Source organism: Acinetobacter sp. 1124_18A (assembly GCF_052824995.1).
The window spans coordinates 41351-65638 of the sequence record NZ_VTDF01000008.1 but is presented as its reverse complement, the minus strand read 5'-3'; the positions used below and the strand labels follow the sequence as shown (position 1 = coordinate 65638).

Genomic DNA, 24288 nt, shown 5'->3' with positions numbered 1-24288 from the left:
TGCTTGTTACCATTTTGCATAATGTTGTTCTAGTAAACCGTATTGCTCATTGCAAGTGATGATATCAGTTGCCTCATGTTCAATCGTACCGCTAATTTTAGCTTGCCACTGGTTGAACTGGCTTCCAATCATTCTTAAATTAATATTTTCGTATCGGCACCAACCAATATGGACCTGTAGATTAAGTTTTTGATCTAGAGAGCTAATTTGCCAAAGCTCATCATTTACTTTTTCAAATAAAACATCAGTCAGTGGAAATAAAACTCCGTTAATCCATAAGCAATTTTCATTACCAAAGCTTTCATTAACCCCTGAAGCTAAATTTAAACCAATACGCCGCCCTTGCTCATCCCAGAAATTACATGAAAGCCAGAACCAAGCCGTTTCAGGTCGCAAAAAACCACACGTATCATCTAGAGATACAAATGTCTTTTCATCAAATTGGACGACTTGGTTTTGTTTATTAATAAACATTCCCTCTAGACCCAGCGTGGTCTGCTTTTGAGTATAGGTCCAACCATTAATTCCTGTCGGTGTACATAAACTTAATATATCGGTCCCAGCACAAAAAATACGAGCACTGAGTTGAATCTCACCATATTTAGTAACTCGAATATACCGCACGCCATTGGCATGCTGGATATCAAACTGATAAGGCGATTTAGAAAAATAGCTTTGATTAAACAACGGCTGTTCATCAAGATAGGTTTTATGACCTAAAGGCTGAATCGCATTCCACTCAATGACTTGCTGGGTTTCATGGTCATAAATATAGAAAAAACCGTGCCCGACCCAACCGATATCTGCAATTGCCAGGCCAATACTATAGTGTTTATGTTGAATGCCGCAGAATTTAAATTTTTTATATTTTAATTGCTTACGCCAACCCTTTAAGACCTTACCATAAGGGGTTTTATAAATATAATGTTGTACGTGAATGGTTGACGGTACAGATTCAAAACGCCCGTAGCGAGGCTGTCCATTTTCTTGAATTAAATCCATTATTTATTATCCGGTGATTTCCTATCCATCTATTCGATAATAATAGACTGTTCAGTGACCAATTGGCTACCACATCTGCTTGATCTTCAAATGACTTTTATATTAACAATAAAAAAAGAGCATAATGAATATGCTCTTTTCTCTAATATCTACCTAAATCTATATAAGACCACTTACTTTAAATAGCTGTGACCTGACTCATCAATAAAATCAAATTCAACTCATGATGTAAGATTTCTAAAAGTTAAGCGTCATCATCACTCGCTTGCTCAGACTCTGATTCTTGCTCATTACTATCCTGATTTTCCAATTTTTTTTCAGCGATCTTTGCGGCTTCATAGCCTGCAAAAGCACCTGCTGCTTTTTCTAGAAAACCTGCATCTGGATCTAATTTATCGACGCCTTGTTCCGCGATAATTGCACCAGCAATTTTACCTACTTCGTCTAAAAGACCCATTTTTATTACTCCAAAGAGCTTATGTTGAGCCACTAGTTTAAGCAGATGAATTGTAAATAGTGCTACAAAAAAGTTGTGATTTGAGAGAGCTATACATAGGATCAGCAACTTTTTATATTTTCTTTTTATCTTTAAGCTTTTTTTAAGAAAAATTAGACAATTAAATACATATTTTCCCAAATCGTTGCAGCAAAATCGCCTTTTATTAAATGAATATAGCGCCCTGCTACACAATCTATCGCTAAGCAGTCATCAATATCAATCACTCGATCTGTGTGTGCTTTTTGCCACTCTTGATCTATAAATTGTTTACCCAATTGTTTTGCAATAACAGCATTGGGTGCAACGATAAACTCATAACGATGAAGTTCACCGAATTCACTAGCATTATATCCACCCAGATTAATTAAATATAATTTTAAATTCTCTGGTTTGGGTGCTGCATCTGTAAAATGAATTTGATAATTTTGCCCTTGAGAGCTAACACCAGAGAGCTTGGCCCAAGCATCAATATGTAATCCTTGAGCCTCACCAAACCAAGCCTGTTTAAGTTGAGGATAAACTTCTTCCAAAGTATCTCCTACAGCCATGACTACATCATGAACTTCTGTATTAGCGCGAGCATGACGCCCACCTAACATCACCATAAACAAGCTTGGCATTATAGTTCTCTTACATCTCGACCATTTCTACGCCATCAATGCGTGCAACTGTCATTAAATCTTTATCACCACGACCTGAAACAGTCGCAATAATAATCTGATCTTTAGACATGGTTGGTGCAAGCTTAGAGACATATGCCATCGCATGCGAGCTTTCAAGTGCAGGAATAATCCCTTCGATTTTGGTTAAATCACGGAAACCTTGCAAAGCTTCTGTATCATTAATCGGCACGTATTCTACGCGCTTCATATCTTTCAAGAAGCTATGTTCAGGACCAACACCCGGATAATCAAGACCTGCTGAGATACTATGTGTCTCAATAATCTGACCTTGTTCATCACTCATCAAGTAAGTACGGTTACCGTGCAACACACCCACATGACCTGCATTTAATGGCGCAGAGTGTTTACCAGTTTCAATACCAAAACCAGCTGCTTCAACACCATACATTTTCACATTGGCATCGTTTAAGAATGGATAGAACAAGCCCATTGCATTTGAACCGCCACCCACACATGCAACTAATGCATCTGGTAAGCGACCTGCTTGCTCCAAGATCTGTTTGCGTGCTTCACGGCCAATAATCGACTGGAAGTCACGAACGAGTTGAGGATATGGATGTGGGCCTGCAACTGTACCAATTACATAATACGTCGTATCAACGTTGGTTACCCAGTCACGCATCGCTTCATTCATGGCATCTTTCAGCGTTTTAGAACCACTTTGTACAGGTACAACAGTCGCGCCCAATAAACGCATACGATAAACGTTCATGGCTTGACGCTTAACGTCTTCAGCACCCATATAAACAACACATTCAAGACCTAAACGTGCTGCGATTGTTGCAGTTGCCACACCATGTTGCCCAGCACCAGTCTCGGCAATAATACGTTTTTTACCAGAAAGCTTTGCCAATAACGCCTGACCAATCGTGTTATTTACCTTGTGTGAGCCTGTATGATTCAAGTCTTCACGCTTCAAGTAAATTTGCGCACCACCTAACTCTCTTGACCATCGCTCAGCATAATAAAGTGGACTAGGACGACCTACATAGTAGGCGAGATCGCGGTCGAATTCTGCCAGAAACTGTTCATCATTTTTCATGCGGGAATAGAGATTTTCTAAATCTTCTAATGCCGCCATTAAAGTTTCTGACACAAAACGTCCGCCATGGATACCAAAATGCCCTGCAGCATCTGGGTACTGTGTATAGTCAATCACATTGTTTTGCTGATCCACGTTGGACTCCTTGCATAAATCGTTCAATGAGTTGTTGGTCTTTTATACCTTTTGCGGATTCTACGCCTCCGCTCACATCTACTGCAAAAGCACCGGTAGTATGAATAGCGTCAATGACATTGTCAGGGGTTAAACCACCTGCCAAGATTAAAGGAATATCAAGTTTTGGGAATTTAGACCAGTCAAACTGATGTCCTGTGCCCCCTTTAAGCTCAGGATGCCACGCATCGAGCAATACAGCACTGGCACCAGCCGCCTGATATTTTTGAATTTCAGCAATTACATCTAAATCAGGTTTAACCTGAATCGCTTTATACCAGCGACGTTTACAATGGCGAGCTATTTCCTGACATTGTTCTGGAGTTTCGTCGCCATGTAGTTGTAATACATCTAGGGGAACACAATCAAGTACATCCTGAATTTCAGTGGCACTTGCATTAACAAACAAACCAACCATTTGTACATAAGGTGGAATTACTTTTGCTAATTCTTGAACCTGCGCAACTGTCACATGTCTTGGACTTGGCGGGAAAAAAACAAAACCTATCGCATCTGCTCCAGCAGCAACAACTGCCTGAACATCTTCAATGCGAGTAATTCCACAGATTTTTGCGCGTGTACGTTTTTGGTTTGATGGGCTCATGATCTGCCTAAACTACAACCATTTCTTAAAATAAGCGCCATTGTAATGCAATTTTTGTCCCTTGCGTAAAAGTTCTCTGGGAATTGGGTTAAATGACATTGTATGAAATAAATCGCCACTTTATACTGCATAAAATTGGAAGCAAGTGTAAGCAATTAATGCTTTAGGGAAGCTGGTGAAAGTCCGGCACTGCCCCCGCAACGGTAACAATGTAAAGCATATTTTTTAAGTCGAGATCGACTTACATCACTGCAGTAATGTGGGAAGGTGAATATGTCCATAACATAAATATGGCGCTGAAGTCCGGAGACCTACTTGTTTCATCTATCTACCCGATCATTCACGTGGGGTGAATGTATGGAGCATGTTATGTCTAAGTCTTTTCAACCTACTCGTCTGGTAGGGGCTATCGCTATTGCGATGGGGTTTTCACCTGTTATTTTTGCTGAAGATACAACGAACACAACTCAGCTTGATCCAATTGTAATCACTGCATCAAAAAGTGCGGAAAAAGCGAGTGAAGTTCCGGCGCGTATTTCAGTGATTGATGAAAAAACAATTGGGCAGAATCCATTATTAAACGTTTCGGATATTATCCAACGCGATCCTTCTGTTTATATAAAACAAAGCGGTGGTCTAGGTCAGGTTTCTGAAATTTCACTTCGTGGCACTAAATCAGTTCATACATTAGTTCTTAAAGATGGTGCTCGTTTAAATAGTCAAAATGAGCTTGGCCCATTATATCCGGCGTTTTTAGATACAACAGATGTTCAACAAATTGAAATTCTAAAAGGCCCTGCATCAGTTCAATATGGTAGTGATGCTATTGGTGGTGTCGTCCAATTAATTTCTAAAAAACCAGAGAAAACAGGTGCTGAGTTAACGGGTATTTATGGTGAAAATAATACCTATAAGGCTATTGTTAATGCCAATCTCGTGACTGACCAAGGGTTCTATGCACAAGCAGGTGGGCAACGCTTAGAAAGTGATGGAACACGTATTTTTGAAAGTCAGCCAGAAAATGAAAAAGCTGGTTATGATCAAAAAGGCTATCACGCTAAAATAGGTTTCTTCCAAGAAAACTTAATAGATGCTTCTGCTTCAATTAGTGAAAATAAAGGTACGAATGTTTTTAGTAATGACTACATAACCAATACAGCACAACGTCAATTTGAAAATCGAGTTATCAACACAAAAGTTGCTTATAATATTTTGCCTGATTTAATCATTAATGCACACTATGCAAATGTTCAGGACAAACAAAATGTTCCTGCTTATGGCTCATATTACAATACTGAAAATAATGAAAGTGATTTAAATCTGAAATGGAAATTCACTCCGAACCAAAATATTTTAGTTGGTGCCACCTATAACGATGCAAATTATAAAAGTAATACCATCCTAAACTCAGATAAAAGTGTAAATAGCACAGGTTATTATCTACAGCATCAACTCAAGAATGATCTTTTTGATACGCAAGTTGGCGTTCGTTTAGAAGACAATCAACGCTTTGGTACCCATACTGTTGGCCAAGGTGCTATTCGCTATCATTTCCTACCGAATGCTAGCGTATATGCAAATATCGGTAGTGCTTTCAGAGCTCCGACTTTAAATGAACTTTATTCACAATGGGGAGGAAATGAGAACTTAGCGCCAGAAGAAAGTACCTCTTATGAAATGGGTATGAACTATGATCTTACGTCAAATGTGAGTACTAATTTTTCTGTTTATCATACAAAAATTAAAGATCTTATCGCCTACAATGCGGGTACTAATACAAATATAGCCAAAGCAAACTTTACAGGTGGTGAAGCTGGAATAAAGTGGCAACAGGATGATCTATTCTTGTCCACTGAATATGCTTACGTAAAAACAGAAAATGAAAAAGATAATACAGAAATTGCTTACCGTCCTCGCCAGACTATCACTGTAAGTACAGGTTTAGAAAATGCAATTTACGGAATCAGTGCCTCTTTAATTGCAAGATCTAAATCTTATGCAGACTCAGCAAATTCTATGCGAGTACCGGGTTACGCAACTGTAGATTTAAATGCTTATTGGAATATCATTCCTAACGTAAAAGTATTTACTAATATTCAGAACGTAGGTGATGTTCAATATCGTGAAGTATTAAATACGTATCCTTCAAATGACTGGTATGTTAATACAGGCCGTCAAGCTTCTGTTGGCGTAACTTTCCGTTATTAATATCTCACTTTAATTATAAAAATATTTTCTTAACTCCAGTTTCGGGGTAATGTTCTGACCGACATTATCCCCTTTTTTATGTTCAGGATATCCATCATGGGACACCGTTTAAGCAAAATCTATACACGCACAGGCGACGCAGGCACAACAGGTTTAGGCGATGGCTCTCGTGTTGCCAAAGATGACTTAAGAATTGCAGCACTTGGTGATGTCGATGAACTCAATGCCATTATTGGGGTACTTCGTGCTCAAATCACAGCTAGTCAAGTGACCAACAAAGCAGATTGGGATAAAAGTCTGAGCCTTGTTCAACATTGGCTTTTCGACTTGGGTGGAGAAGTTTGTATTCCAAACTACAATTTACTTGAGCCTGTTTGTATTGAGTTTCTTGAAAAAGAAATTGACCGTATGAATGAAGACTTACCAATGCTTAAAGAGTTTATTTTACCGTCAGGCTCTTTAACTTGCAGTTATGCCCATCAAGCCCGTGCCGTTTGTCGCCGCGCAGAACGATCTCTACTGTCGGTACAAATGCGTGATCAAAATATTCAAACCACGGCGCTCCAACTTTTAAACCGTCTATCTGACTGGTTGTTTGTTGCATCTCGTGCTCTACAACGTGCTGAAGATGGACAAGAAGTACTTTGGCAAAAAAATATTAATGAGATTATTTAAAAATAGATTAGATTAAACATGGTCTCTGCTCTTTTGAAGAGACCATCATTAAAAATAGTTGATAGAAGAAAATTATGCGCATTATTGGTCACCGTGGTGCACGCCGAGAAGCTCCTGAAAACACGTTAGGCGGTTTTCAGCACTTAAAAAACTTAGGTATTCGTGGTGTCGAATTTGATATTCGTCAACTTCAAGATCAAGAATTAGTCGTTATTCATGATGACAACTTTTTACGTACAGCTGGGGTAGACCAAATTGTTGAGCAATCTAGTTTGGCTCAAGCGTTGTCATTTGATCATCGTCAAAACTGGCCTGACTGGCCAAGTTCAGAGCCAACACCAACTCTCACAGGCGTTTTAAATTTACTTGATAACTTCGATCATATTGAAGTTGAAGTGAAAGCTGTAAGAGACATGGCTTTAGCAGAAAGGCTCGTTCAAAAGCTTGAGACTGAATTACAGGGTTTTGAAAAAGTTGTCACCATCACAAGTTTTGATCTTCAAATTTTAACTGCTTTACGTGAGATGAATTCTCAATTTAAACGAGGCTTATTGGTCGAGCTTCCAGTGGGTGCAATCGCAATTGAACTCGCTCATCAATATGGTTGCTGTCATATTGGCTGGCACGATCAACTCGCAACAGATGAGATGATTCAGCTTTCACAACAGGCCGACTTAAATATTAGTGTCTGGACAGTCAACGATGTAGAAAGAGCAAAAAAGCTTAGGGATTTAGATGTACAAGGGCTAATTACAGATATTCCAACCACAATGTTACAAGCTCTATAAATATAAAAAAGGTGGTAAAACCACCTTTTATTTCTTTTGTGCCTGAATAAGGCGTTGTCCACTCTGATCGAGCAGATATAACGTATTGCCCACTAACTGAAAGCGTTGAATACGTTGTAATGCATCCACCAGCTCTGCTTCTTGAGCTAAAGCACCATCGCAACTTAAATGTCCTGCATTTACCTGCATATCAAGTTTTTGCTGGCTAAAATCAAATGTATAACGACCAAAAACTCCGTTACAGCCTGTATGGCCTGATACTGTTTTGATCGCAGAATTTAGAGAAAGAGTCGGCCACTGTGTAAAGAATTTTGCCTTATGGCCACTGATCTGAGTAATCTGCCAATCAATATCTTGAATGCCATCAGGACTCACTCTCTTTTTCACAACAGGCGATTGAACATGATGAACTGTTTTTTTTGTTTGAACTTTTTTTGTATTTTGATCAGGTGTACTTTGACATGCTGCTAATACAAGACTGATTGTGACCAAGACACACTTCAATGATAATTTTCTTGCAATATCAATGCTGTTCTTTTTTTTCAATCGTTGTACGTTCATTAAACAACTTCTCCTACTTGAAAAACTCTGTGACATAGTTTAAATCTGTTACCGTTCTTTCAATACATCTGTACAATAATCTTAGTGACTCTCACTAAGCACGTGTTAATATGAAGGATAGAATAGCAATATATCTTGATGATTGGTTTTGCTATGTCGTTTTGTCTTTGTACCTTGTCTAACAAGGATTCTAGGAGCGCTGCCGGATATGACTTCCGCCCCACTCAAAGCCCCAATTAACTGGACCGCTAGCATTACCTTAATTGGTTTACCAATTCTTGCCGCAATAATAATCCCGATTTACGCGTATTATTATGATTTTAGTGTAAGCGCATGGGTAAGCTTATTTTTTCTTTTAGCTCTAAGTAGTATGGGGATTACTGCTGGTTATCACCGCCTGTGGGCTCACCGAGCTTACGAAGCGTCGTTACCGCTTAAAATTCTTTTAATGATCGGTGGAACGTTTGCCGTACAAAATAGTATTTTGTTCTGGGCATCTGGTCACCGTACTCACCACAGACATGTTGATCATGTGGATGAAGATCCGTATTCAATTGAGCGTGGTTTTTGGTATGCCCATATGGGTTGGATGATCCGCGATCATTCACCATCTGAGCCTGACTTTAAAAATGCACCTGACTTGCTCAATGATAAATTGGTTATGTTCCAGCATAAATACTACGGTTTACTCGTAGTTGCAGTTCATGTTGGGATTTTAGGTTTAATTGGTTGGGCAACTGGCGATTTATGGGGTGTGGTCCTCATAGGTGGTCTATTGCGTTTGATCATTAGCCATCAAGTGACTTTCTTTATTAACTCACTTTGTCATATGTGGGGTAAACGTCCTTATACAGACGAAAACTCAGCACGTGATAATTTCTGGTTAGCTATCGCCACTTGGGGCGAGGGTTACCACAACTATCATCATATCTTCCAATACGATTATCGTAACGGTGTGAAATGGTGGCAATATGACCCAACAAAATGGTTGATTTGGTCTTGTTCTAAACTTGGTTTAGCTAAAAATTTACGTCGTATTCCAAGCTTTAATATTAAAAAAGCAGAACTGGCGATGAAGTTTAAATATGCCGAGCAAGATCTTGCTATCTATGGTCATGATGTAAATGCTGACATTAGTCAAATGAAGCAACGTATTGCACAAGAATACGAAGCATTTACCCATACTTTAAATGATTGGGCAAAACTTAAAGAACAAGAGTTACAAGTGAAAAAAGCAGCAATGGCTGAAAAGATTCATAGAATGGATCACAAGCTTAAAGTTGATTTTCAATTGCTTGAACACCGTCTAAGTCATCACCGTGAATGCTTAGAAACACTTATGCGTAGTGTTAAAAAGAATACCAACGTGGTGTCAGACTAAAATAAATTCTGATCTAAAATAGCTCTTTCGGGAGCTATTTTTATGCCTGCTTTTTAACTATGGTATAGTGAAATCCGCTCTCTCTATTTTGCCAAGACCATGCAATTTAATCCGCTCTACCCTTCACTTCCTTCTAAATTATTTCATGTTCAGCAGCCATCTCCTCTGCGTGGTGCAAAAGCAGGCCATTTCAATGCTGCTTTGGCAGATGAACTGCAATGGTCAGAAGACGAAAAAAATGCATGGGTTGAAATCTGTAGCGGACAGCGTACTTTCTCTGAATTCCCTTCTCTGGCGATGGTCTATGCTGGCCACCAATTCGGACAATGGGCAGGACAACTCGGTGATGGTCGTGGCTTACTGATTGCACAAATACTCAATACAAAGGGTCAAACCATAGATTTACATCTAAAAGGTGCAGGCCCGACGCCCTACTCAAGAATGGCAGATGGACGCGCGGTATTGCGTTCTGTTGTCCGCGAATATTTAGCTGGGCATGCTTTAAATGCTTTAGGAGTCGCTTCTAGTCACGCGGTAGGTTTTACAACCTCCACTCAAGGGGTACAGCGCGAAAAACTAGAATTGGGAGCAATGTTACTAAGAACATCTGAATGTCATATCCGTTTAGGGCATTTTGAATGGATTAATCAATACGCTCCAGAGTTGCTGCCAGAATTCACTCAAAAATGTATTGAGTGGCATTATCCTGAGTGTCTAGAAACCGAGAACCCTATTTTATCCTTTGCCAAAAAGGTGGTTGAGCGTACTGCAATCATGATTGCTAAATGGCAGTTGGTTGGATTTGCTCATGGTGTGATGAATACAGACAATCTTAACATTACTGGTTCTACACTTGATTTTGGTCCATATGGCTTCATGGAACGCTTCCGTCCGAACTGGATTAATAACCACTCGGATTATCAAGGCCGTTATACTTACCAAAATCAACCAAGTATAGGTCATTGGAATTTATGGACGTGGTTAAACAACTTAATCCCTCTCGCTGAGCCTGAACAAAAGGATCAGTTCAAAGAAGAGTTAGCGCGTTGCTTAGAACAATTTGAACCAACCTTCATGGAACATTACACAACTGGTTTATGTAAAAAAATGGGATTACCTCATTTTCATAAAGACAGCCTTGATTGTAGTTTTAGTTTTTTAAAAATCTTACAGGCTGAACAACTCGACTACACTCAGAGCTTTATCCGACTTCAAAATAAAGAATATAAAACTCTACGAGATGATTGCCTTGATATTCGACAGTTTGATGAGTTTCTTAACCAATATCAAAGTATTCGTGAACATCAAGATACTGATGAACTTGATGCAAACATGCAGCAATCAAATCCGATCTATATTTTACGGAATCACATGGCCCAACGTGCTATTGAAGCAGCTGAACGAGATGATTTTAGTGAAGTAGACCGCTTATTTAAGTTACTCAATAATCCTTATACAAGACAACCAGAACTTGAACAGCCACAAGATTTAGGTCCTTTACCAAGTGACGTACCAGATGTAGCGGTAAGCTGTTCTTCTTAATATTTTAAAAGACTAAAACTCTCTTAAGCCGCTTTAGTGGTAGCTTAGAGAGTTTCTTAAACATTAAAGAATAATATATGAAAATTAGACCTATCATTATTTGTACACTTCTCATGATTCCATTGGGAATCGCTTTTTATAATTATGAAAAATATTTACCGACTTTTACATCATCCCATAAAGCTCTTTCAACCGAAGAGATCTTAGAACTAATTAAGACTAAGCCCATCACATCAATTGAAGTATTTAAAAATCAACGCGTACTTCTACTCAAAAATAATAATGAGGTGATTCGTCGTTATCCTATTCGTCTAGGCTTTAACCCTGAAGGGCATAAACACTTTGAAAATGATGGTAAAACACCTGAAGGTGTTTATTCTATAGATTGGCGAAACTCACAAAGTGCGTACTATAAATCTTTGCATATCTCCTATCCCGATGCGAAAGATATTGCTTATGCCAAGCAACATAATCAACCAACCGGTGGAGATATCATGATTCATGGATCTGTTCCAAAATCCTTTTTACCTATACCTTTTAGCTCAACTTATATGCCACACAAGGATTGGACTTTAGGATGTATCGCAGTTAGAAATTCAGATATAGACGAGATTTGGCAATTCGTGCCAAATCATACAAAGATTATAATTTATCCATAAAATATTTAAAATTATCCACATTTTCTGTGGATAACATTGTGGTTATCCACAGAATAACTTTCGCTAGTGTTTTACTCTTCAGGATATTCGAAGCGGTAACCTACACCGTAAACTGCTTGAATCCACTCATGGCGGTTACCAGTTTCAGCCGCTTCACTAATTTTTCGGCGCAAGTTTTTGATATGGCTGTCAATCACACGATCGGCAACGTCAAAACTATCTGGATTAATATGATCCAATAATTGTGCTCGTGAATAAACTTGTCCAACATGTTCTAAAAATAGCTCAAGTAAACGAAATTCGGTTGGCGTTAAGCTCAACGATTTTTGTTGATACCAAATTCTTTGCTGTGCTTTATCAATTCGGAAAGAATCATTCTGTTCCGGCTCTGCCTTACGTTCTAAACGGCGTAAAACTGCCTGTACGCGAGCAACCAACTCTTTTGGGCTAAACGGTTTACATACATAATCATCAGCGCCCATATTCAGACCCAAGACGCGGTCGATTTCTTCGGTACGAGCAGTCACCATAATAATCGGTAAATCTGACTGTTCACGTACCTTACGGCAAATGGTCAAACCATCCATTCGTGGAACCATTAAGTCCAGAACCATTAAATTAGGTTTACGTTGCTGGAAACTCGCATAGGCATCTTGACCATCATGAAACATACTTACTTCAAAACCGGCAGCTTCAAGATAATCACGCACCAAATGCGCCAATTCGACTTCATCTTCAACCAACATCACATGTTTCATGAGATATTTTTCCTTTTATATTTAACTCTGCTTTTTAAAAGTGAGTACACAACGTAAACCACCTAATGGTGAATGTTCAAAACTGAGTGTACCACCGAGCGCCTGCGCAATTTTACAAGACAAAGCCAAGCCTAGCCCTGTTCCACCTGTACTACGCGTACGCGAATCATCTACGCGATAGAATCGTTCACCTAAACGAGATAACTGCTCATCATTTAAACCAAATGGACTGTCATCAACATACAAAGTCCACTCCTGTGGAGTTTGAGCTGTATGAATATGAATTTTGCCACCTGTTTCTGTGTAACGAATACTATTACTAATTAAATTAACAATAATCTGTTTAAACCGATCACGATCTAATAATAGCGGAGAACTTGTTCCTTCAACTTGAATTTCGAGATCAGCTTGCTCAAGTTTTGGTTTAAAGTTCTCAACTTCTTGTAATACAACTTCCCATGGATTTACAGAACTCAAATAACACTTGAGTTGTTGTGCATCTGCCTGCGCCAAGTCTGCAAGGTCTTGTGTTAATTTTTTCAGGCTTGAAACCTGACGCATCATCGCATCAAGATGTTCAGGGGTTGCCTTTCGAATACCGTCTTGCATCGCTTCAATTTGTGCTTGCAATACAGCCAATGGCGTTTTTAATTCATGGGAAGTATCCGCTACCCATTGACGACGTGATTCTTCATGCCGATGTAAAATTTCTGCCAAATGGTTCAATTGGGTGGATAAATCACCTAATTCATCATTTCGCTTAATAACAACTTGATGCTGATAATTTCCTTTCGTTAATTCATTTGTCGCATTTAATAAACGCTGAATCGGTTTCTTAAAATAAGTCGCCATCAATAGCGCCGCAACTAAACTTGAGAGCAAGGTTAAAGCATAAATTAAGAGTAAATAACGCTTTTGATTACTAAAGAAATTAATACTTAAAGCATCTTCTTTATCCAAAACGGGTTTTAAGCCTAAATATCCCACGACTTGATTGTTTAAGATAATCGGGCGAAATGACATCTGATCTGAAGAAGGCGGTTCACCAACTACAAACTGGTGATTTGCATCATATAAAGATAAACGAGAACTTAAACCCAAACGGTCAGGTAAAGCAATAAAACGCTTCTTACCATTTTGAGTTTCAATATCTTTTAAGCTCCCCTTCTTTGACTTATTTTTATCATCACTTGGGCGAAACTGGTTTGCACTTAAAGGGAACCGTAGCCCTTCAAACGGTTGATATTGAGAAGGTAAATTTTGCTCAAGCGTTTTTAACTCTTCATCACTAAAAATAGTATTTTTATTTGTCGGCGCAACTTGAGGTGAAATATTGATGAGGGCATGTTCATCGAAAGAGTGCTGTTGTATGGCAATATCATATTGGCGACGAAGCCACCACTGCGAGAGGCGATCATAATCATCGGGAGCCGCAGTCCCTTCGATTTGTAAAATTTGTGCCTGAATCGCATTTCCCCAATCATGGTACACCGTATAGACATTGCCAAGATTGGTAATAAGGCGGTCGAGCTTCTGCATTTCAACGTCAGCCACATATTTGGCAAAGTTCTTTTGCATTGTCCAGTGCAAAACGCTCAAGCTTGCAGTCGCAATAAGCAATGTGGTGAGCAAGACTGTCAAAAACAACCGTAATGCAATGGGAACACGTAGAACGTTCAAAAGCACTCTCTCATTTTTACGCTATATTTGGCATTGTAACCAACAACGAAAAGAAAAACTCTCCATTGTTTCTACATCTTTATTATCTAATCTTTAAGCCATCAGTAAACACAACATTAAAAGGCTTTAAATATGAAAATGACGGCAAAAATTGCATTATTCAGTGCGGCAATTGTAACAATGGGAAGTTTAGCGGCTTGTCAATCGACGACTCAACCACCTAAGCCAGAACGTGGCATGATGCAAGATGGCCCACGTGAAGGCCACCACCGTATGAAACATCGTGAGTTCACACCAGAACAAAAAGCAGCATGGGAACAGCATCGTGCAGAACGTCAAGCTCGCTTTGAACAAATCCAAAAAGCATGTGATGGCAAGGCGAACGGACAAGCAGTAAATATTCAAGTTGGAGATAAGACACTTGAAGGTACTTGTAACCTTCGTTTTGAACCAAAGCGCCCTCAAGCACCAGTTAACGCCCCTGCTCCTGCATCAGTTCAAGCAAAATAATTCTAAAAACCATAAAACAAAAGGCGCCTATAGGCGCCTTTTGTTTATACATAACTATTTACGATTTTGACTATTTGTATCATATAAACATAACCAAAAGTGTTTACACTCAAAGCACTTAGCTAGTTTAAGCATTTTTTTCTTGACTTTGCAGTCACAAAGTAAAGGTCCTGAGGTGCTTGTGCAGTTATGCAAGTTGTTGCACGATGTAATAGTCCAAGGTGCCTCATGGCACATTATCATAGATTAAGATTATAACTCTGGTTTCACCAGTATTGAGGAACCCGATATGCCACAATACAAAGCGCCCTTACGTGATATGCAATTCGTTTTGCATGAATTATTAAATGCTGAAGAACACTATGCAAAATTACCTGATTTCCAAGGTAACGTAAGCCGTGAATTGGTTGATCAATATTTAGAAGCTGCGGCAGACTTTTGTGAAAATGAACTTTCTCCTTTAAACCAAGTTGGCGACCGCGAAGGTTGTACTTGGAATGATGGCGTAGTTACCACTCCAACAGGCTTTAAAGAAGCTTATCAAAAATATATTGAACTTGGCTTCCCGTCTTTATCAGCAGAAGAACAATACGGTGGTCAGGCTTTACCTAACTCTCTAGGTATTGCAATTTCTGAAATGGTTGGTACAGCAAACTGGTCTTGGGGTATGTACCCAGGCTTGTCTCACGGAGCTGTACGTACATTAGAACATCATGGTTCTGATGAACAGAAAGATACTTATTTACCAAACCTTGTTTCAGGTGTTTGGACAGGTACGATGTGCTTAACTGAATCTCATGCAGGTTCGGACTTAGGTATTATCCGCTCTAAAGCAGAACCAAATGCTGACGGTAGCTATGCAATCTCTGGCGAGAAAATCTTTATCTCTGCTGGTGAACACGACATGGCTGAGAACATCATCCATATCGTTCTTGCACGTTTACCAGGTGCACCAAAAGGTACTAAAGGTATCTCATTATTCATCGTTCCTAAATTCCATGTAAATGCAGATGGAACTATTGGCGAGCGTAATGCGGTACGTTGTGGTTCTATCGAACACAAAATGGGTATTCATGGTAACGCGACTTGTGTCATCAACTTTGACCAAGCAAAAGGTTATTTGATTGGACCTGAAAACCGTGGTTTGAACTGTATGTTCACCTTCATGAACACAGCACGTATTGGTACTGCTGTTCAAGGTTTAGCAGCATCTGAATCATCTTTCCAAGGTGCATTAACTTACGCGAAAGAACGTTTAGCAATGCGTTCACTTTCTGGTCCGAAAGCTCCAGAAAAAGATGCAGATCCGATTATCGTTCACCCTGCTGTACGTAATATGCTTTTAACTCAAAAAGCGTTTGCTGAAGGCGGTCGTGCACTTGTTTACTTACTTGCTCAATACGCTGACATCGTTGAAAAAGGCGAAACAGAAGAAGAGCGTAAGTTTGCTGACAACATCTTGTCTTTATTGACTCCAATTGCAAAAGCATTCTTAACTGAAACTGGTTCTGAGTCTGCTAAGCACGGTGTTCAAGTCTTCGGTGGTCATGGCTTTATTTCTGAGCATGGCATGGAACAAATCGTACGTGATACACGTATTGCTTGCTTGTATGAAGGTACAACCGAAATTCAGGCACTTGATTTGTTAGGTCGTAAAGTATTGCAAACTCAAGGTGCAATGCTGAAAGACTTTACCAAAATGGTTCACAAATTTGTTGAAGCAAACAAAGACAACGCTGCCATGAAAGAATTTGTTGAGCCGCTTGCAGCGCTTAACAAAGAATGGGGCGATCTCACTATGCAAATCGGTATGCGCGCAATGCAAAACCCAGATGAAGTAGGTGCTGCTGCTGTAGACTACCTCTACTTCTCAGGTTATATCACTTTAGCGTACCTATGGGCTCGTATGGCACTTGTTGCACAAGAGAAATTAGCAGAAGGTACTAGCGAAGTTGACTTCTACAATGCAAAAGTAACCACTGCTCGATTCTACTTCAAAAAAATCTTGCCACGTGTTCGCTCACATGTAGATGTTATTGCTGGTGGCCTAGATCCATTAATGTCATTAGATGCTGAACATTTCGCTTTCTAACCATAGTTAGTTGCGATATGCAATGTTAAAAAACGAAAAAGGACTGCTCAGTTTTGACGGTCCTTTTTTTATAAAATCAATGATAAATTTACACTTTAAATTCCATATCCATTTCGTTTAACAGGATATCTAGCACAGGCCAATGTGCACAAAAAAGGTGAACGATTATGCCAATTTACAATGCTCCTTTAGCTGATATGAAATTCATCTTAAATGATGTATTCAAAGCAGAACAATTTTGGCAGTCTAATGAGAAACTCGCTCATGTAGATGCTGCAACTGCTGAAGCAATTTTAGAAGAAATGGCTAAATTTGCTCAGAACGTGACTCATCCATTAAACCGTACCGGTGATGAAGAAGGCGCTCGCTATGAAAACGGTGAGGTGTTCACACCAGCAGGTTTTAAAGATGCATTCCGTCAATATGCAGAAGGCGGTTGGATTGGCTTAGGGGCCGATGAAGAATGGGGCGGTCAAGGCATGCCAAAAATGCTCACCGTTCTTTCTGATGAAATGTTATTTGCAACTAACCCATCGTTTATGCTTTACCCGCTTCTTTCAGTGGGTGCAGGTATGGCTTTAAGCAGCTATGCATCTCAAGAACAAAAAGAAACTTACTTACCTAAGATTTATTCAGGCGAATGGTCAGGCACTATGTGTTTGACAGAACCGCATGCAGGTACTGACTTAGGTATTATCAAAACTAAAGCCGAACCTAATGAAGATGGTACTTATAACATTACAGGTACTAAAATCTTCATCACTGGTGGTGACAACGACTTAGCAGAAAACATCATTCATTTGGTACTTGCTAAAACTCCAGATGCACCTGCTGGTTCACGTGGTATTTCTTTGTTCATCGTACCTAAGTACTTTGTTAATGAAGATGGTTCATTAGGTGAACGCAACCTAGTTGGTCCAGGTTCTATCGAACATAAAATGGGGATTAAAGCATCTGCAACTTGTGTGATGAACTTTGATGGAGCAAAAGGTTACCTCGTTGGTAAAGAAAATGAAGGTCTTGCTGCCATGTTCGTTATGATGAACTACGAACGTTTATCTATGGGTATTCAAGGTTTAGGTGCATCTGAGTTTGCATATCAAAATGCAGCACAATATGCGACTGACCGTTTACAAGGTCGTAGTGCATTAGGTGTTCAATCACCAAACAAACCAGCAGATAGCATTTTGGTACATGGTGACGTACGTCGTATGTTGCTCAACGTACGTGCAAATAATGAAGCATCACGTGCATTTGCAGTCTATGTAGGTCAACAGCTCGATATCACTAAATTCTCAACTGATGCAGAAGCAGTGAAAAAAGCCAATAATCGCGTTGCGCTTTTAACGCCGATTGCTAAAGCTTACCTGACCGATACAGCATTCCAATCAACTTTAGATGCTCAGATGGTGTTCGGTGGTCACGGTTATATCCGTGAATGGGGCATGGAACAATGTATTCGTGATCTCCGTATTGCTCAAATTTACGAAGGAACGAACGGCGTTCAATCTCAAGATTTAATTGGTCGTAAAACCATTAAATGTGGCGGTGCGTTCATTGCTGAATACATCACTGAAATCCGTGACTTTGCAAATGACTTAGACACAGATTTGAACTTTATTAAAGATGCAACTTTAGATGCTGCAACTGAAATTGAAGCAATCACTCAGTTTATTATCGAACAAGCTGCTGAAAATGTAGACTTCCCGAACTCAGCTGCGGTTGATTACTTACATGCAGTTGGTTTACTCAGCTTCGCTTATATGTTTGCGAAAATTGCTGCTGCTGCCAAAGATAAATCTGGTGATTTCTATCAAAACAAACTTGCTTTAGCTCAATACTTTGTTGAACGTATCTTGCCAGATATTGATGCGCGTATTGCTAAAATCAAAGCAGGTTCTGACTTAATTATGGGCTTTAGTGAAGATTACTTTACGAACCAAGCTTAATTAAGTTCTTTATAAAAAACGCCTGAAAAATCAGGCGTTTTTTATTTTGTATCTACTATTTCAATTGGCATGAAATTTGTTTAATTTCTAAACATTACGAAGCAAACAAAAGATTTTACTATGCCTGATCCCAAAAAGTATGAGCGTATTCTGGACCGATTTGGTCATTATGCCGTTGAAGCTTTTCATTATTTAGCCCTGTTTATTATTGGCTGTATGGTGGCGTGGTCCGCAGCCAATACTGTTTTTGAAATTTTGACAGTCAAAAAGTATGCTTCAATTGATGATATTTTATTATTATTTATATACTTAGAGCTTGGAGCAATGGTTGGGATTTACTTTAAAACCAATCATATGCCTGTACGCTTTCTTATTTATGTTGCGATTACAGCATTAACCCGCTTACTCATTTCAGATATCCAACATGACCATAAAGCGGATATGGACCAAGTCATTATTACAGGCTCAATTCTTATTTTAGCCCTTTCTATCTTAGTCGTTCGTTTTGCGTCTTGGAATTATCCTTCAGTGATGAAAGAAAAGCATGCAAAAACACCAACAACCTTAAAGCCTCCTCAGCCTCAAGATGATGAATTAGCATAAAAAAAGACCTCAATATTGAGGCCTTTCTATTTTTATATTTAACGAACACGATAAATTTGATGTTTTGAGTCTACGAGTAGATATTGGTTAGGTGTTTTAACCCAATGGTATCCACGTGGCGGCTCATACAAACGATGCGATCTCCAGTCTGAAACATAGTAACGGTTATTGCGGTATTGAGTAGGAATACGTTCACCACGCTTGAATGCAACATAACGGCCATAGTGCTTTCCACGATCGGCATTTGACCAACTTGGCGCCCGATGATCATTACGATAATCGTGGCGACGGTCATCACGATCACGATGTTCATATCGGTCATGGTCTTTACCATGGTTATTATCCCAATGATGATTTGTATCGGCCATCGCGGTAGCAGATATACCTAACATTAACGTCGAAAGTACAAGAACGATTGGCTTTTTCATGCCCTATTTCCTTTTAATCTTGATATGAAGCTAGATTAGAAGACAGTCAAGGAGAAACCATGAATAAAACAGATAACATTGCTAAGGTTTGTAATGACTATAAAGAAAATATGAAGAATCTGTATCTATGCTAACATTAGCTTTTTTCTAGCTAGGTCAATTGCTGTGTCTGAAATCAGTTTTGAACGTCTTCATCAGTTTTTCTGCAAAGTTCCAAGTGTGCAAGAAGCACGTATCATGGCGAATGGAGCAGATGGCGAACACGCTTGGTGGTTTAAGTTCAGTATTGATGTAGAACACCCACTTGCGTGGCAAACAGTTCAAGAGTTAGGGCATGTTTTAAACTACCTATCAACAAACGAACGCCTACCGACCTTATTCTTTCCTGTTTCTCCACCTCCGTATATGAATGGTGAAGCAAAAGATTTTTTATCATGGATTATTCAATGTAATCATCCGGAGTTTTCTCCAGATGTGGTCTGTGACTGGCTTGAGGCACGTTTACCAAATCCTGTAGATGATGAGTCACAGTGGAAAATTAAGACTGATTTGAGTGAATTAGAAAAGTTAGATGATAAGACTTTGGATCAGTTGATTCCGCCAGCACCTTAAATTGCTCTTGTCACACAGCCTTTACTTACAGTGATGTTCTAATGTCTTTTGTATAGGCTAATGCCTCACTTTTGAAAGGTCAAAAGTGACAAAAACCTTTGTTTCACTGATGTGGCTTCCCTGCCACACAGTGAAACGGCGACATCCATGTCGCCAATCACCTTGCCATTTTCTGGAAAATCCCAAGGGTGGTCATTAGAAAGTCGACAATCCTGACCATTCCATAAAACGATAAATCCAATACTTCACTTTAGACTCATCTGCATACTTCGCGTAATCCACGCTCATCTGTCTACCTTGTAAGTTTGACCAAGAGGTATTGAAGTAATCTTGAGCATCTTTAAAGACTTGATCTTGAACTTTACCCACAACCAACATATCAGTTTCAAGATTATAATTTTTTAAATTACGGGCCGTAAAATTAGCAGATCCCACAATTAACTCAGCGTGTTGGGCGTTATATTTCAAAATCATTTTGCTATGGTTCTGCTCACCATGTGTGTCACACCAACGGATTGGAATTCCCACAGCATGTAGCTCTGAAGCCACTTGTCGGTTTGGAATACCATTCTTTTGTCGACCAAATGCATCTTTATTTGGATCAAGTAAAACTCGGACAATAACCCCTCTCTCTTGAGCACTTTTTAGAGCCTGAATAATCTTACGTTCAGATAAATAGAACATACTTAAATCAAGATGCTCTTTAGGCTTAGCTGAGTTAATCAATTTCAATACAGATTGATAAATTGCCCCTTCAGTTAACACCTGAACTTGAGGTTTGGTTACGTCTTTTTCGAAGTCACCTAAAATGAGCGATGGAGAACTACTGCCTGACATTCGCGCAACCGCGGCTTCAGTTTGTAAAACATCCGCTGCTGTCGCTCCTGTTACTACTAATGCAACATTTGAATGTCTAGAACTACCATCATGTGGATTTGCTGAAGTCACCAGTGACTTCCAACCATCATCGGTATCGACAACTACAGTTTTACGGTGATTTGCCTTAAAGTTAAATAAGCTCAGATAACTGCGCAGTGTAATTTTTTCATCACCGAATGGATTTGGTAACCAGCCTTTCTCAGGGTTATTTCCAACATTTTGACAACAGATGTACCAAAAACCAGACCAAAGTGGATTAGAAGCACGTAAAGGGCCTAAATTGGTTTCAATTACCTCAACACCTGCTTGACGTAACTGGCGGTAATGTTCAGGGCTTAAACCACCATATACCGAGTTAATCGGATCAGTAATTAATACAATCTGGATTTGGCGATTTTGTCTTTTTTTACTGACTAATGCATCGGTTAACTCTTGCATTAATGGCCTTTGCTTCAGTTTTGAGTCACCCACTTCTGAATTAAACAAGAACATGTCGACCACAACCGTGGTTTTTGCCTCATCAATCATTTTCAAGATTTCATCAAAGATATGCTGATCAACCTGTTGTTGCCCTTTTGCATCAAGGTAGGTTTTATCTGCTAAAAATTTGACATCGGCATGTCTAAGCTTGCCACTAAAGTTAATTCCTTGTGGCAATGGTTTTACTGTGTGGTAAATTGCCGATGCAATATATGCAATAGCAACAACGCAAAGTAATATCGCCATATAACGACGCCCTGACCAATTTATTTTTTGATGAATTCGTTGAAAAATACGCATAAAAAAGACCTAACTTGATGCTTTCAAATTAGGTCTTTTGGATTGATTTTTCAAGTTTAGTTTCGTGTTAAAGCCTTAAAAACTAAAATCAACACCTACTGTAAAATTGCGTCCAACTTGTGGAATATTTGATAGGAACGATGCATGTTGATAAACCGTGTCATCTAACAAATTATTCGCTTTCATATAAACACGATAATCTGTTTTTGTACCATATTGCCCAGAATATGCCACTCCAAGATTGAGCATGTTATAGCCTTCAGTGTCAGTCTCGTAAGCTGCGATCTTGTCTTGGTTAAAGACATGATAATACTCGGCAGAACCACTAAAACCATCACCAAAATCTGCATCGACTTTAGTACCTAAACGTCCTGCTGGAATACGCGGGGCATTACCCTCTGCATCAATTTTACCGCGTACATAATCACCAAAAGCACTGATTTTGTACATTGGGGTAATTTGATAACCAATTTCACCCTCTGCACCATAGAAGCGTGCTTTATCTTGAGTGTATTGGACTAAACGGAAGTCTTTATAACGGTCAAGGGTTTGCGCATAGATGTAGTCATCAAACCAGTTATGGTAAACATGAAGATGGTAATCAAGTTTGTTATTATCAAAATGCAAACCTAACTCAACATTATTCGATTTTTCCTTACTGAGTTGATCATTTCCTAACTCATAAGTATTTGTCGCAAAGTGCCCACCATTTGCATATAACTCTTGAGCTAAAGGTAAACGTTCCTGATGTGAAGCGACAAAAGAAAGTTTGTAGTTCGGTGCAAACTCCCAATTCGCAGCACCTGCATAAGAAAATGCCGAGCCATCAAAATCTTGTTTAGAGTTATCGTCTACATCAACTTCTTGCTGATCTGCACGTGCAGAAAGCTCAAAATGTACGTCTTTCCATTGTTTATGTTCTAAAGCAAATACGCTCCACTTTTTGGTAGTGGTCGGAGCCATAAATGCTTCTTCGCCAGTTAAATTCAGTTTTTGCTGACCTAACTGTGCACCGATCACCCCTTCCCAACTTGCAATCGGGTTATGTACTAACTCAACACGCCCGTCATAGCCTTTGTTTTGGAATCGGGTTGCAATTTCTCCCTCTTCAATTTCGTCATGTTGATAGTCGGTATAGCTCGCTTGTGCACGTAACTTTTGGAAGCCTGCAAACGGATCATTTAACTCAGTTTTAAAATCATAACGCTCAGATTTTAAGTCAATCCATGGACCGCCATGTTCGTGATCATGAGCTTCTTCATCACTATGACCTGCATGGTCATGATCTCCACAATGCAAGCTCAGATCATCTACATGGCAGGTTTCGTATTCATGACTATGTCCCGGTAAACCATATTGATCGCGACGGTTGCTATAAGAAATACCCGTATAACCACGGTCATAAATCCAAGACAACCCGACGTTAACTGAATCACCCTGAGCAAAGGTATTATCTACACGGCGCTCTTTTTCACCTTCATGAATATAATTTGGCGCAATGTAGTTATTCGCATCACGTGTTAACCCCTCAACACGTAAAGCCACTTGGCTACCCAAGCCAACAGTTACTCCAGCGCTCGCCAGTTTTTCATCACTTCCAGTGTTATAACGTAAGCCAACTTGTCCTTCATAACCATTTTCAGGCATTTGCGTAGGGATCTTGTTATCAATTACGTTGACTAAACCACCTACAGTTCCAGCACCAAACAGTAAAGTTGAAGGGCCTCGAATCACTTCGACTTGTTTTGCAAGCACAGGATCTACAGTTACCGCATGGTCAGGAGACAACGTCGAGACATCAATATTTTCTGATGAATTTTGAAGTACTTTAACGCGTGGTCCATCTTGTCCACGAATCACTGGACGACTCGAACCAGCCCCAAACTGATTAGCATAAATTCCTACTTCACTACTCAGCGCATCCCCAATGGTGGCGGCCCCTTGCGATAAATGCTTTTGATCAACAACAGTATCTGCAACTGCAAAATCTTGTGAAGTTTGCTCAAGTGGATGAGCCTTAATTCGAATGGTTTCTAACTTTTCAACATTTTCACTTTCTGCTGCAAACGAAGGAACGGATATGACAGCTAAAATGGATATGGTCAAAATATTTTTATAAAACTGCATTGGATGTGTCCCGAATCACGATATGTTTTATTTTTGTTATACTATAACATTT

The 24288-nt window shown here is 39.4% G+C and carries 22 protein-coding genes and 1 riboswitch; of the genes, 11 read left to right on the top strand and 11 right to left on the bottom strand.

What is annotated here, in order from left to right:
• Positions 1–6: 6 nt before the first annotated feature.
• From FY048_RS15320 to FY048_RS15300, 5 genes are all read right to left on the bottom strand, one after another.
• Entirely contained in the window at positions 7–1002 is a 996-nt protein-coding gene (locus FY048_RS15320) for a DUF2804 domain-containing protein (RefSeq protein WP_446091701.1), read from the bottom strand.
• Between the two features lie 244 nt (positions 1003–1246).
• A complete protein-coding gene (locus tag FY048_RS15315; RefSeq protein WP_252611917.1) occupies positions 1247–1459 on the bottom strand; it encodes a hypothetical protein in 213 nt (70 codons plus the stop codon).
• 152 nt (positions 1460–1611) lie between these two features.
• Positions 1612–2121, bottom strand: coding sequence for a DUF1543 domain-containing protein (locus FY048_RS15310; RefSeq protein ID WP_446091700.1), 510 nt, complete (start codon positions 2119–2121; stop codon positions 1612–1614).
• Between the two features lie 10 nt (positions 2122–2131).
• A complete protein-coding gene (gene trpB / locus FY048_RS15305) occupies positions 2132–3361 on the bottom strand; it encodes a tryptophan synthase subunit beta (protein ID WP_446091699.1) in 1230 nt (409 codons plus the stop codon).
• Positions 3336–4004 (bottom strand): phosphoribosylanthranilate isomerase, encoded by a 669-nt coding sequence (locus FY048_RS15300; protein ID WP_016137194.1) that lies wholly within the window; start codon positions 4002–4004, stop codon positions 3336–3338. Before FY048_RS15300 ends, trpB begins: the two co-directional genes overlap by 26 nt.
• Before the next feature lie 126 nt (positions 4005–4130).
• A riboswitch (cobalamin riboswitch) is annotated at positions 4131–4337 on the top strand.
• A gap of 24 nt (positions 4338–4361) precedes the next feature.
• Between FY048_RS15300 and FY048_RS15295 the strand changes: the two genes are divergently transcribed.
• From FY048_RS15295 to FY048_RS15285, 3 genes are all read left to right on the top strand, one after another.
• On the top strand, positions 4362–6212 hold the full coding sequence (locus FY048_RS15295) for a TonB-dependent receptor plug domain-containing protein (RefSeq protein WP_446091698.1): 1851 nt from the start codon (positions 4362–4364) through the stop codon (positions 6210–6212).
• Positions 6213–6308: 96 nt separating this feature from the next.
• Positions 6309–6887 (top strand): cob(I)yrinic acid a,c-diamide adenosyltransferase, encoded by a 579-nt coding sequence (locus FY048_RS15290; protein ID WP_446091697.1) that lies wholly within the window; start codon positions 6309–6311, stop codon positions 6885–6887.
• Positions 6888–6961: 74 nt separating this feature from the next.
• Positions 6962–7675 carry a glycerophosphodiester phosphodiesterase gene (locus tag FY048_RS15285; protein WP_446091696.1) on the top strand — a complete coding sequence of 238 codons (714 nt, stop codon included), beginning with the start codon at positions 6962–6964 and terminating at the stop codon, positions 7673–7675.
• Positions 7676–7702: 27 nt separating this feature from the next.
• Here FY048_RS15285 and FY048_RS15280 read toward each other — a convergent pair whose 3' ends face one another.
• Positions 7703–8236, bottom strand: coding sequence for an META domain-containing protein (locus FY048_RS15280; RefSeq protein WP_446091695.1), 534 nt, complete (start codon positions 8234–8236; stop codon positions 7703–7705).
• Between the two features lie 208 nt (positions 8237–8444).
• On the opposite strand from FY048_RS15280, the gene FY048_RS15275 reads away from it, so the two are divergent.
• The 3 genes from FY048_RS15275 (at position 8445) to FY048_RS15265 (ending at position 11818) form a co-directional block, all read left to right on the top strand.
• A complete protein-coding gene (locus FY048_RS15275; RefSeq protein ID WP_446091694.1) occupies positions 8445–9617 on the top strand; it encodes an acyl-CoA desaturase in 1173 nt (390 codons plus the stop codon).
• A 99-nt stretch (positions 9618–9716) separates the two neighbouring features.
• The gene (locus FY048_RS15270) at positions 9717–11159 is read left to right on the top strand and encodes a protein adenylyltransferase SelO (protein WP_446091693.1); all 1443 of its coding nucleotides are present in this window, start codon (positions 9717–9719) and stop codon (positions 11157–11159) included.
• Positions 11160–11236: 77 nt separating this feature from the next.
• Positions 11237–11818 (top strand): L,D-transpeptidase family protein, encoded by a 582-nt coding sequence (locus FY048_RS15265; RefSeq protein ID WP_446091692.1) that lies wholly within the window; start codon positions 11237–11239, stop codon positions 11816–11818.
• Between the two features lie 71 nt (positions 11819–11889).
• Here FY048_RS15265 and FY048_RS15260 read toward each other — a convergent pair whose 3' ends face one another.
• The gene (locus FY048_RS15260; RefSeq protein WP_003655179.1) at positions 11890–12576 is read right to left on the bottom strand and encodes a response regulator; all 687 of its coding nucleotides are present in this window, start codon (positions 12574–12576) and stop codon (positions 11890–11892) included.
• 21 nt (positions 12577–12597) lie between these two features.
• The gene (baeS, locus tag FY048_RS15255; RefSeq protein WP_151743442.1) at positions 12598–14256 is read right to left on the bottom strand and encodes a sensor histidine kinase efflux regulator BaeS; all 1659 of its coding nucleotides are present in this window, start codon (positions 14254–14256) and stop codon (positions 12598–12600) included.
• Positions 14257–14388: 132 nt separating this feature from the next.
• Here baeS and FY048_RS15250 point away from each other — a divergent pair, with 132 nt between their 5' ends.
• The 4 genes from FY048_RS15250 to FY048_RS15235 all read left to right on the top strand — a co-directional run bounded on the left by FY048_RS15250 (position 14389) and on the right by FY048_RS15235 (position 19410).
• A complete protein-coding gene (locus tag FY048_RS15250) occupies positions 14389–14766 on the top strand; it encodes a hypothetical protein (protein ID WP_446091691.1) in 378 nt (125 codons plus the stop codon).
• A 289-nt stretch (positions 14767–15055) separates the two neighbouring features.
• Entirely contained in the window at positions 15056–16858 is a 1803-nt protein-coding gene (locus FY048_RS15245) for an acyl-CoA dehydrogenase C-terminal domain-containing protein (protein ID WP_003655174.1), read from the top strand.
• A gap of 167 nt (positions 16859–17025) precedes the next feature.
• Positions 17026–18807, top strand: a complete 1782-nt coding sequence (locus FY048_RS15240; RefSeq protein ID WP_446091690.1) for an acyl-CoA dehydrogenase C-terminal domain-containing protein — start codon at positions 17026–17028, stop codon at positions 18805–18807.
• Positions 18808–18927: 120 nt separating this feature from the next.
• Positions 18928–19410 (top strand): phosphate-starvation-inducible protein PsiE, encoded by a 483-nt coding sequence (locus FY048_RS15235; RefSeq protein ID WP_005036172.1) that lies wholly within the window; start codon positions 18928–18930, stop codon positions 19408–19410.
• Between the two features lie 38 nt (positions 19411–19448).
• On the opposite strand, the gene FY048_RS15230 is transcribed toward FY048_RS15235, so the two are convergent.
• Entirely contained in the window at positions 19449–19838 is a 390-nt protein-coding gene (locus FY048_RS15230; protein ID WP_446091689.1) for an RcnB family protein, read from the bottom strand.
• Positions 19839–20003: 165 nt separating this feature from the next.
• On the opposite strand from FY048_RS15230, the gene FY048_RS15225 reads away from it, so the two are divergent.
• Complete coding sequence (locus FY048_RS15225) at positions 20004–20450, top strand: hypothetical protein (protein WP_004638883.1); 447 nt, start codon at positions 20004–20006, stop codon at positions 20448–20450.
• A gap of 195 nt (positions 20451–20645) precedes the next feature.
• Here the strand turns inward: FY048_RS15225 and FY048_RS15220 are convergent, their stop codons facing one another.
• Positions 20646–22109, bottom strand: a complete 1464-nt coding sequence (locus FY048_RS15220; protein WP_446091688.1) for a phospholipase D family protein — start codon at positions 22107–22109, stop codon at positions 20646–20648.
• Between the two features lie 75 nt (positions 22110–22184).
• The gene (gene znuD, locus FY048_RS15215; protein ID WP_446091687.1) at positions 22185–24236 is read right to left on the bottom strand and encodes a zinc piracy TonB-dependent receptor ZnuD; all 2052 of its coding nucleotides are present in this window, start codon (positions 24234–24236) and stop codon (positions 22185–22187) included.
• Positions 24237–24288 lie beyond the last annotated feature (52 nt).

What these genes read in the sequence shown, in the direction of transcription:
- FY048_RS15320 (WP_446091701.1), bottom strand. Translation starts at nt 1,002, where the DNA reads ATGGATTTAATTCAAGAAAATGGACAGCCTCGCTACGGGCGTTTTGAA.
- FY048_RS15315 (WP_252611917.1), bottom strand. Translation starts at nt 1,459, where the DNA reads ATGGGTCTTTTAGACGAAGTAGGTAAAATTGCTGGTGCAATTATCGCG.
- FY048_RS15310 (WP_446091700.1), bottom strand. Translation starts at nt 2,121, where the DNA reads ATGCCAAGCTTGTTTATGGTGATGTTAGGTGGGCGTCATGCTCGCGCT.
- FY048_RS15300 (WP_016137194.1), bottom strand. Translation starts at nt 4,004, where the DNA reads ATGAGCCCATCAAACCAAAAACGTACACGCGCAAAAATCTGTGGAATT.
- FY048_RS15295 (WP_446091698.1), top strand. Translation starts at nt 4,362, where the DNA reads ATGGAGCATGTTATGTCTAAGTCTTTTCAACCTACTCGTCTGGTAGGG.
- FY048_RS15290 (WP_446091697.1), top strand. Translation starts at nt 6,309, where the DNA reads ATGGGACACCGTTTAAGCAAAATCTATACACGCACAGGCGACGCAGGC.
- FY048_RS15285 (WP_446091696.1), top strand. Translation starts at nt 6,962, where the DNA reads ATGCGCATTATTGGTCACCGTGGTGCACGCCGAGAAGCTCCTGAAAAC.
- FY048_RS15280 (WP_446091695.1), bottom strand. Translation starts at nt 8,236, where the DNA reads ATGAACGTACAACGATTGAAAAAAAAGAACAGCATTGATATTGCAAGA.
- FY048_RS15275 (WP_446091694.1), top strand. Translation starts at nt 8,445, where the DNA reads ATGACTTCCGCCCCACTCAAAGCCCCAATTAACTGGACCGCTAGCATT.
- FY048_RS15270 (WP_446091693.1), top strand. Translation starts at nt 9,717, where the DNA reads ATGCAATTTAATCCGCTCTACCCTTCACTTCCTTCTAAATTATTTCAT.
- FY048_RS15265 (WP_446091692.1), top strand. Translation starts at nt 11,237, where the DNA reads ATGAAAATTAGACCTATCATTATTTGTACACTTCTCATGATTCCATTG.
- FY048_RS15260 (WP_003655179.1), bottom strand. Translation starts at nt 12,576, where the DNA reads ATGAAACATGTGATGTTGGTTGAAGATGAAGTCGAATTGGCGCATTTG.
- FY048_RS15250 (WP_446091691.1), top strand. Translation starts at nt 14,389, where the DNA reads ATGAAAATGACGGCAAAAATTGCATTATTCAGTGCGGCAATTGTAACA.
- FY048_RS15245 (WP_003655174.1), top strand. Translation starts at nt 15,056, where the DNA reads ATGCCACAATACAAAGCGCCCTTACGTGATATGCAATTCGTTTTGCAT.
- FY048_RS15240 (WP_446091690.1), top strand. Translation starts at nt 17,026, where the DNA reads ATGCCAATTTACAATGCTCCTTTAGCTGATATGAAATTCATCTTAAAT.
- FY048_RS15235 (WP_005036172.1), top strand. Translation starts at nt 18,928, where the DNA reads ATGCCTGATCCCAAAAAGTATGAGCGTATTCTGGACCGATTTGGTCAT.
- FY048_RS15230 (WP_446091689.1), bottom strand. Translation starts at nt 19,838, where the DNA reads ATGAAAAAGCCAATCGTTCTTGTACTTTCGACGTTAATGTTAGGTATA.
- FY048_RS15220 (WP_446091688.1), bottom strand. Translation starts at nt 22,109, where the DNA reads ATGCGTATTTTTCAACGAATTCATCAAAAAATAAATTGGTCAGGGCGT.
- znuD (WP_446091687.1), bottom strand. Translation starts at nt 24,236, where the DNA reads ATGCAGTTTTATAAAAATATTTTGACCATATCCATTTTAGCTGTCATA.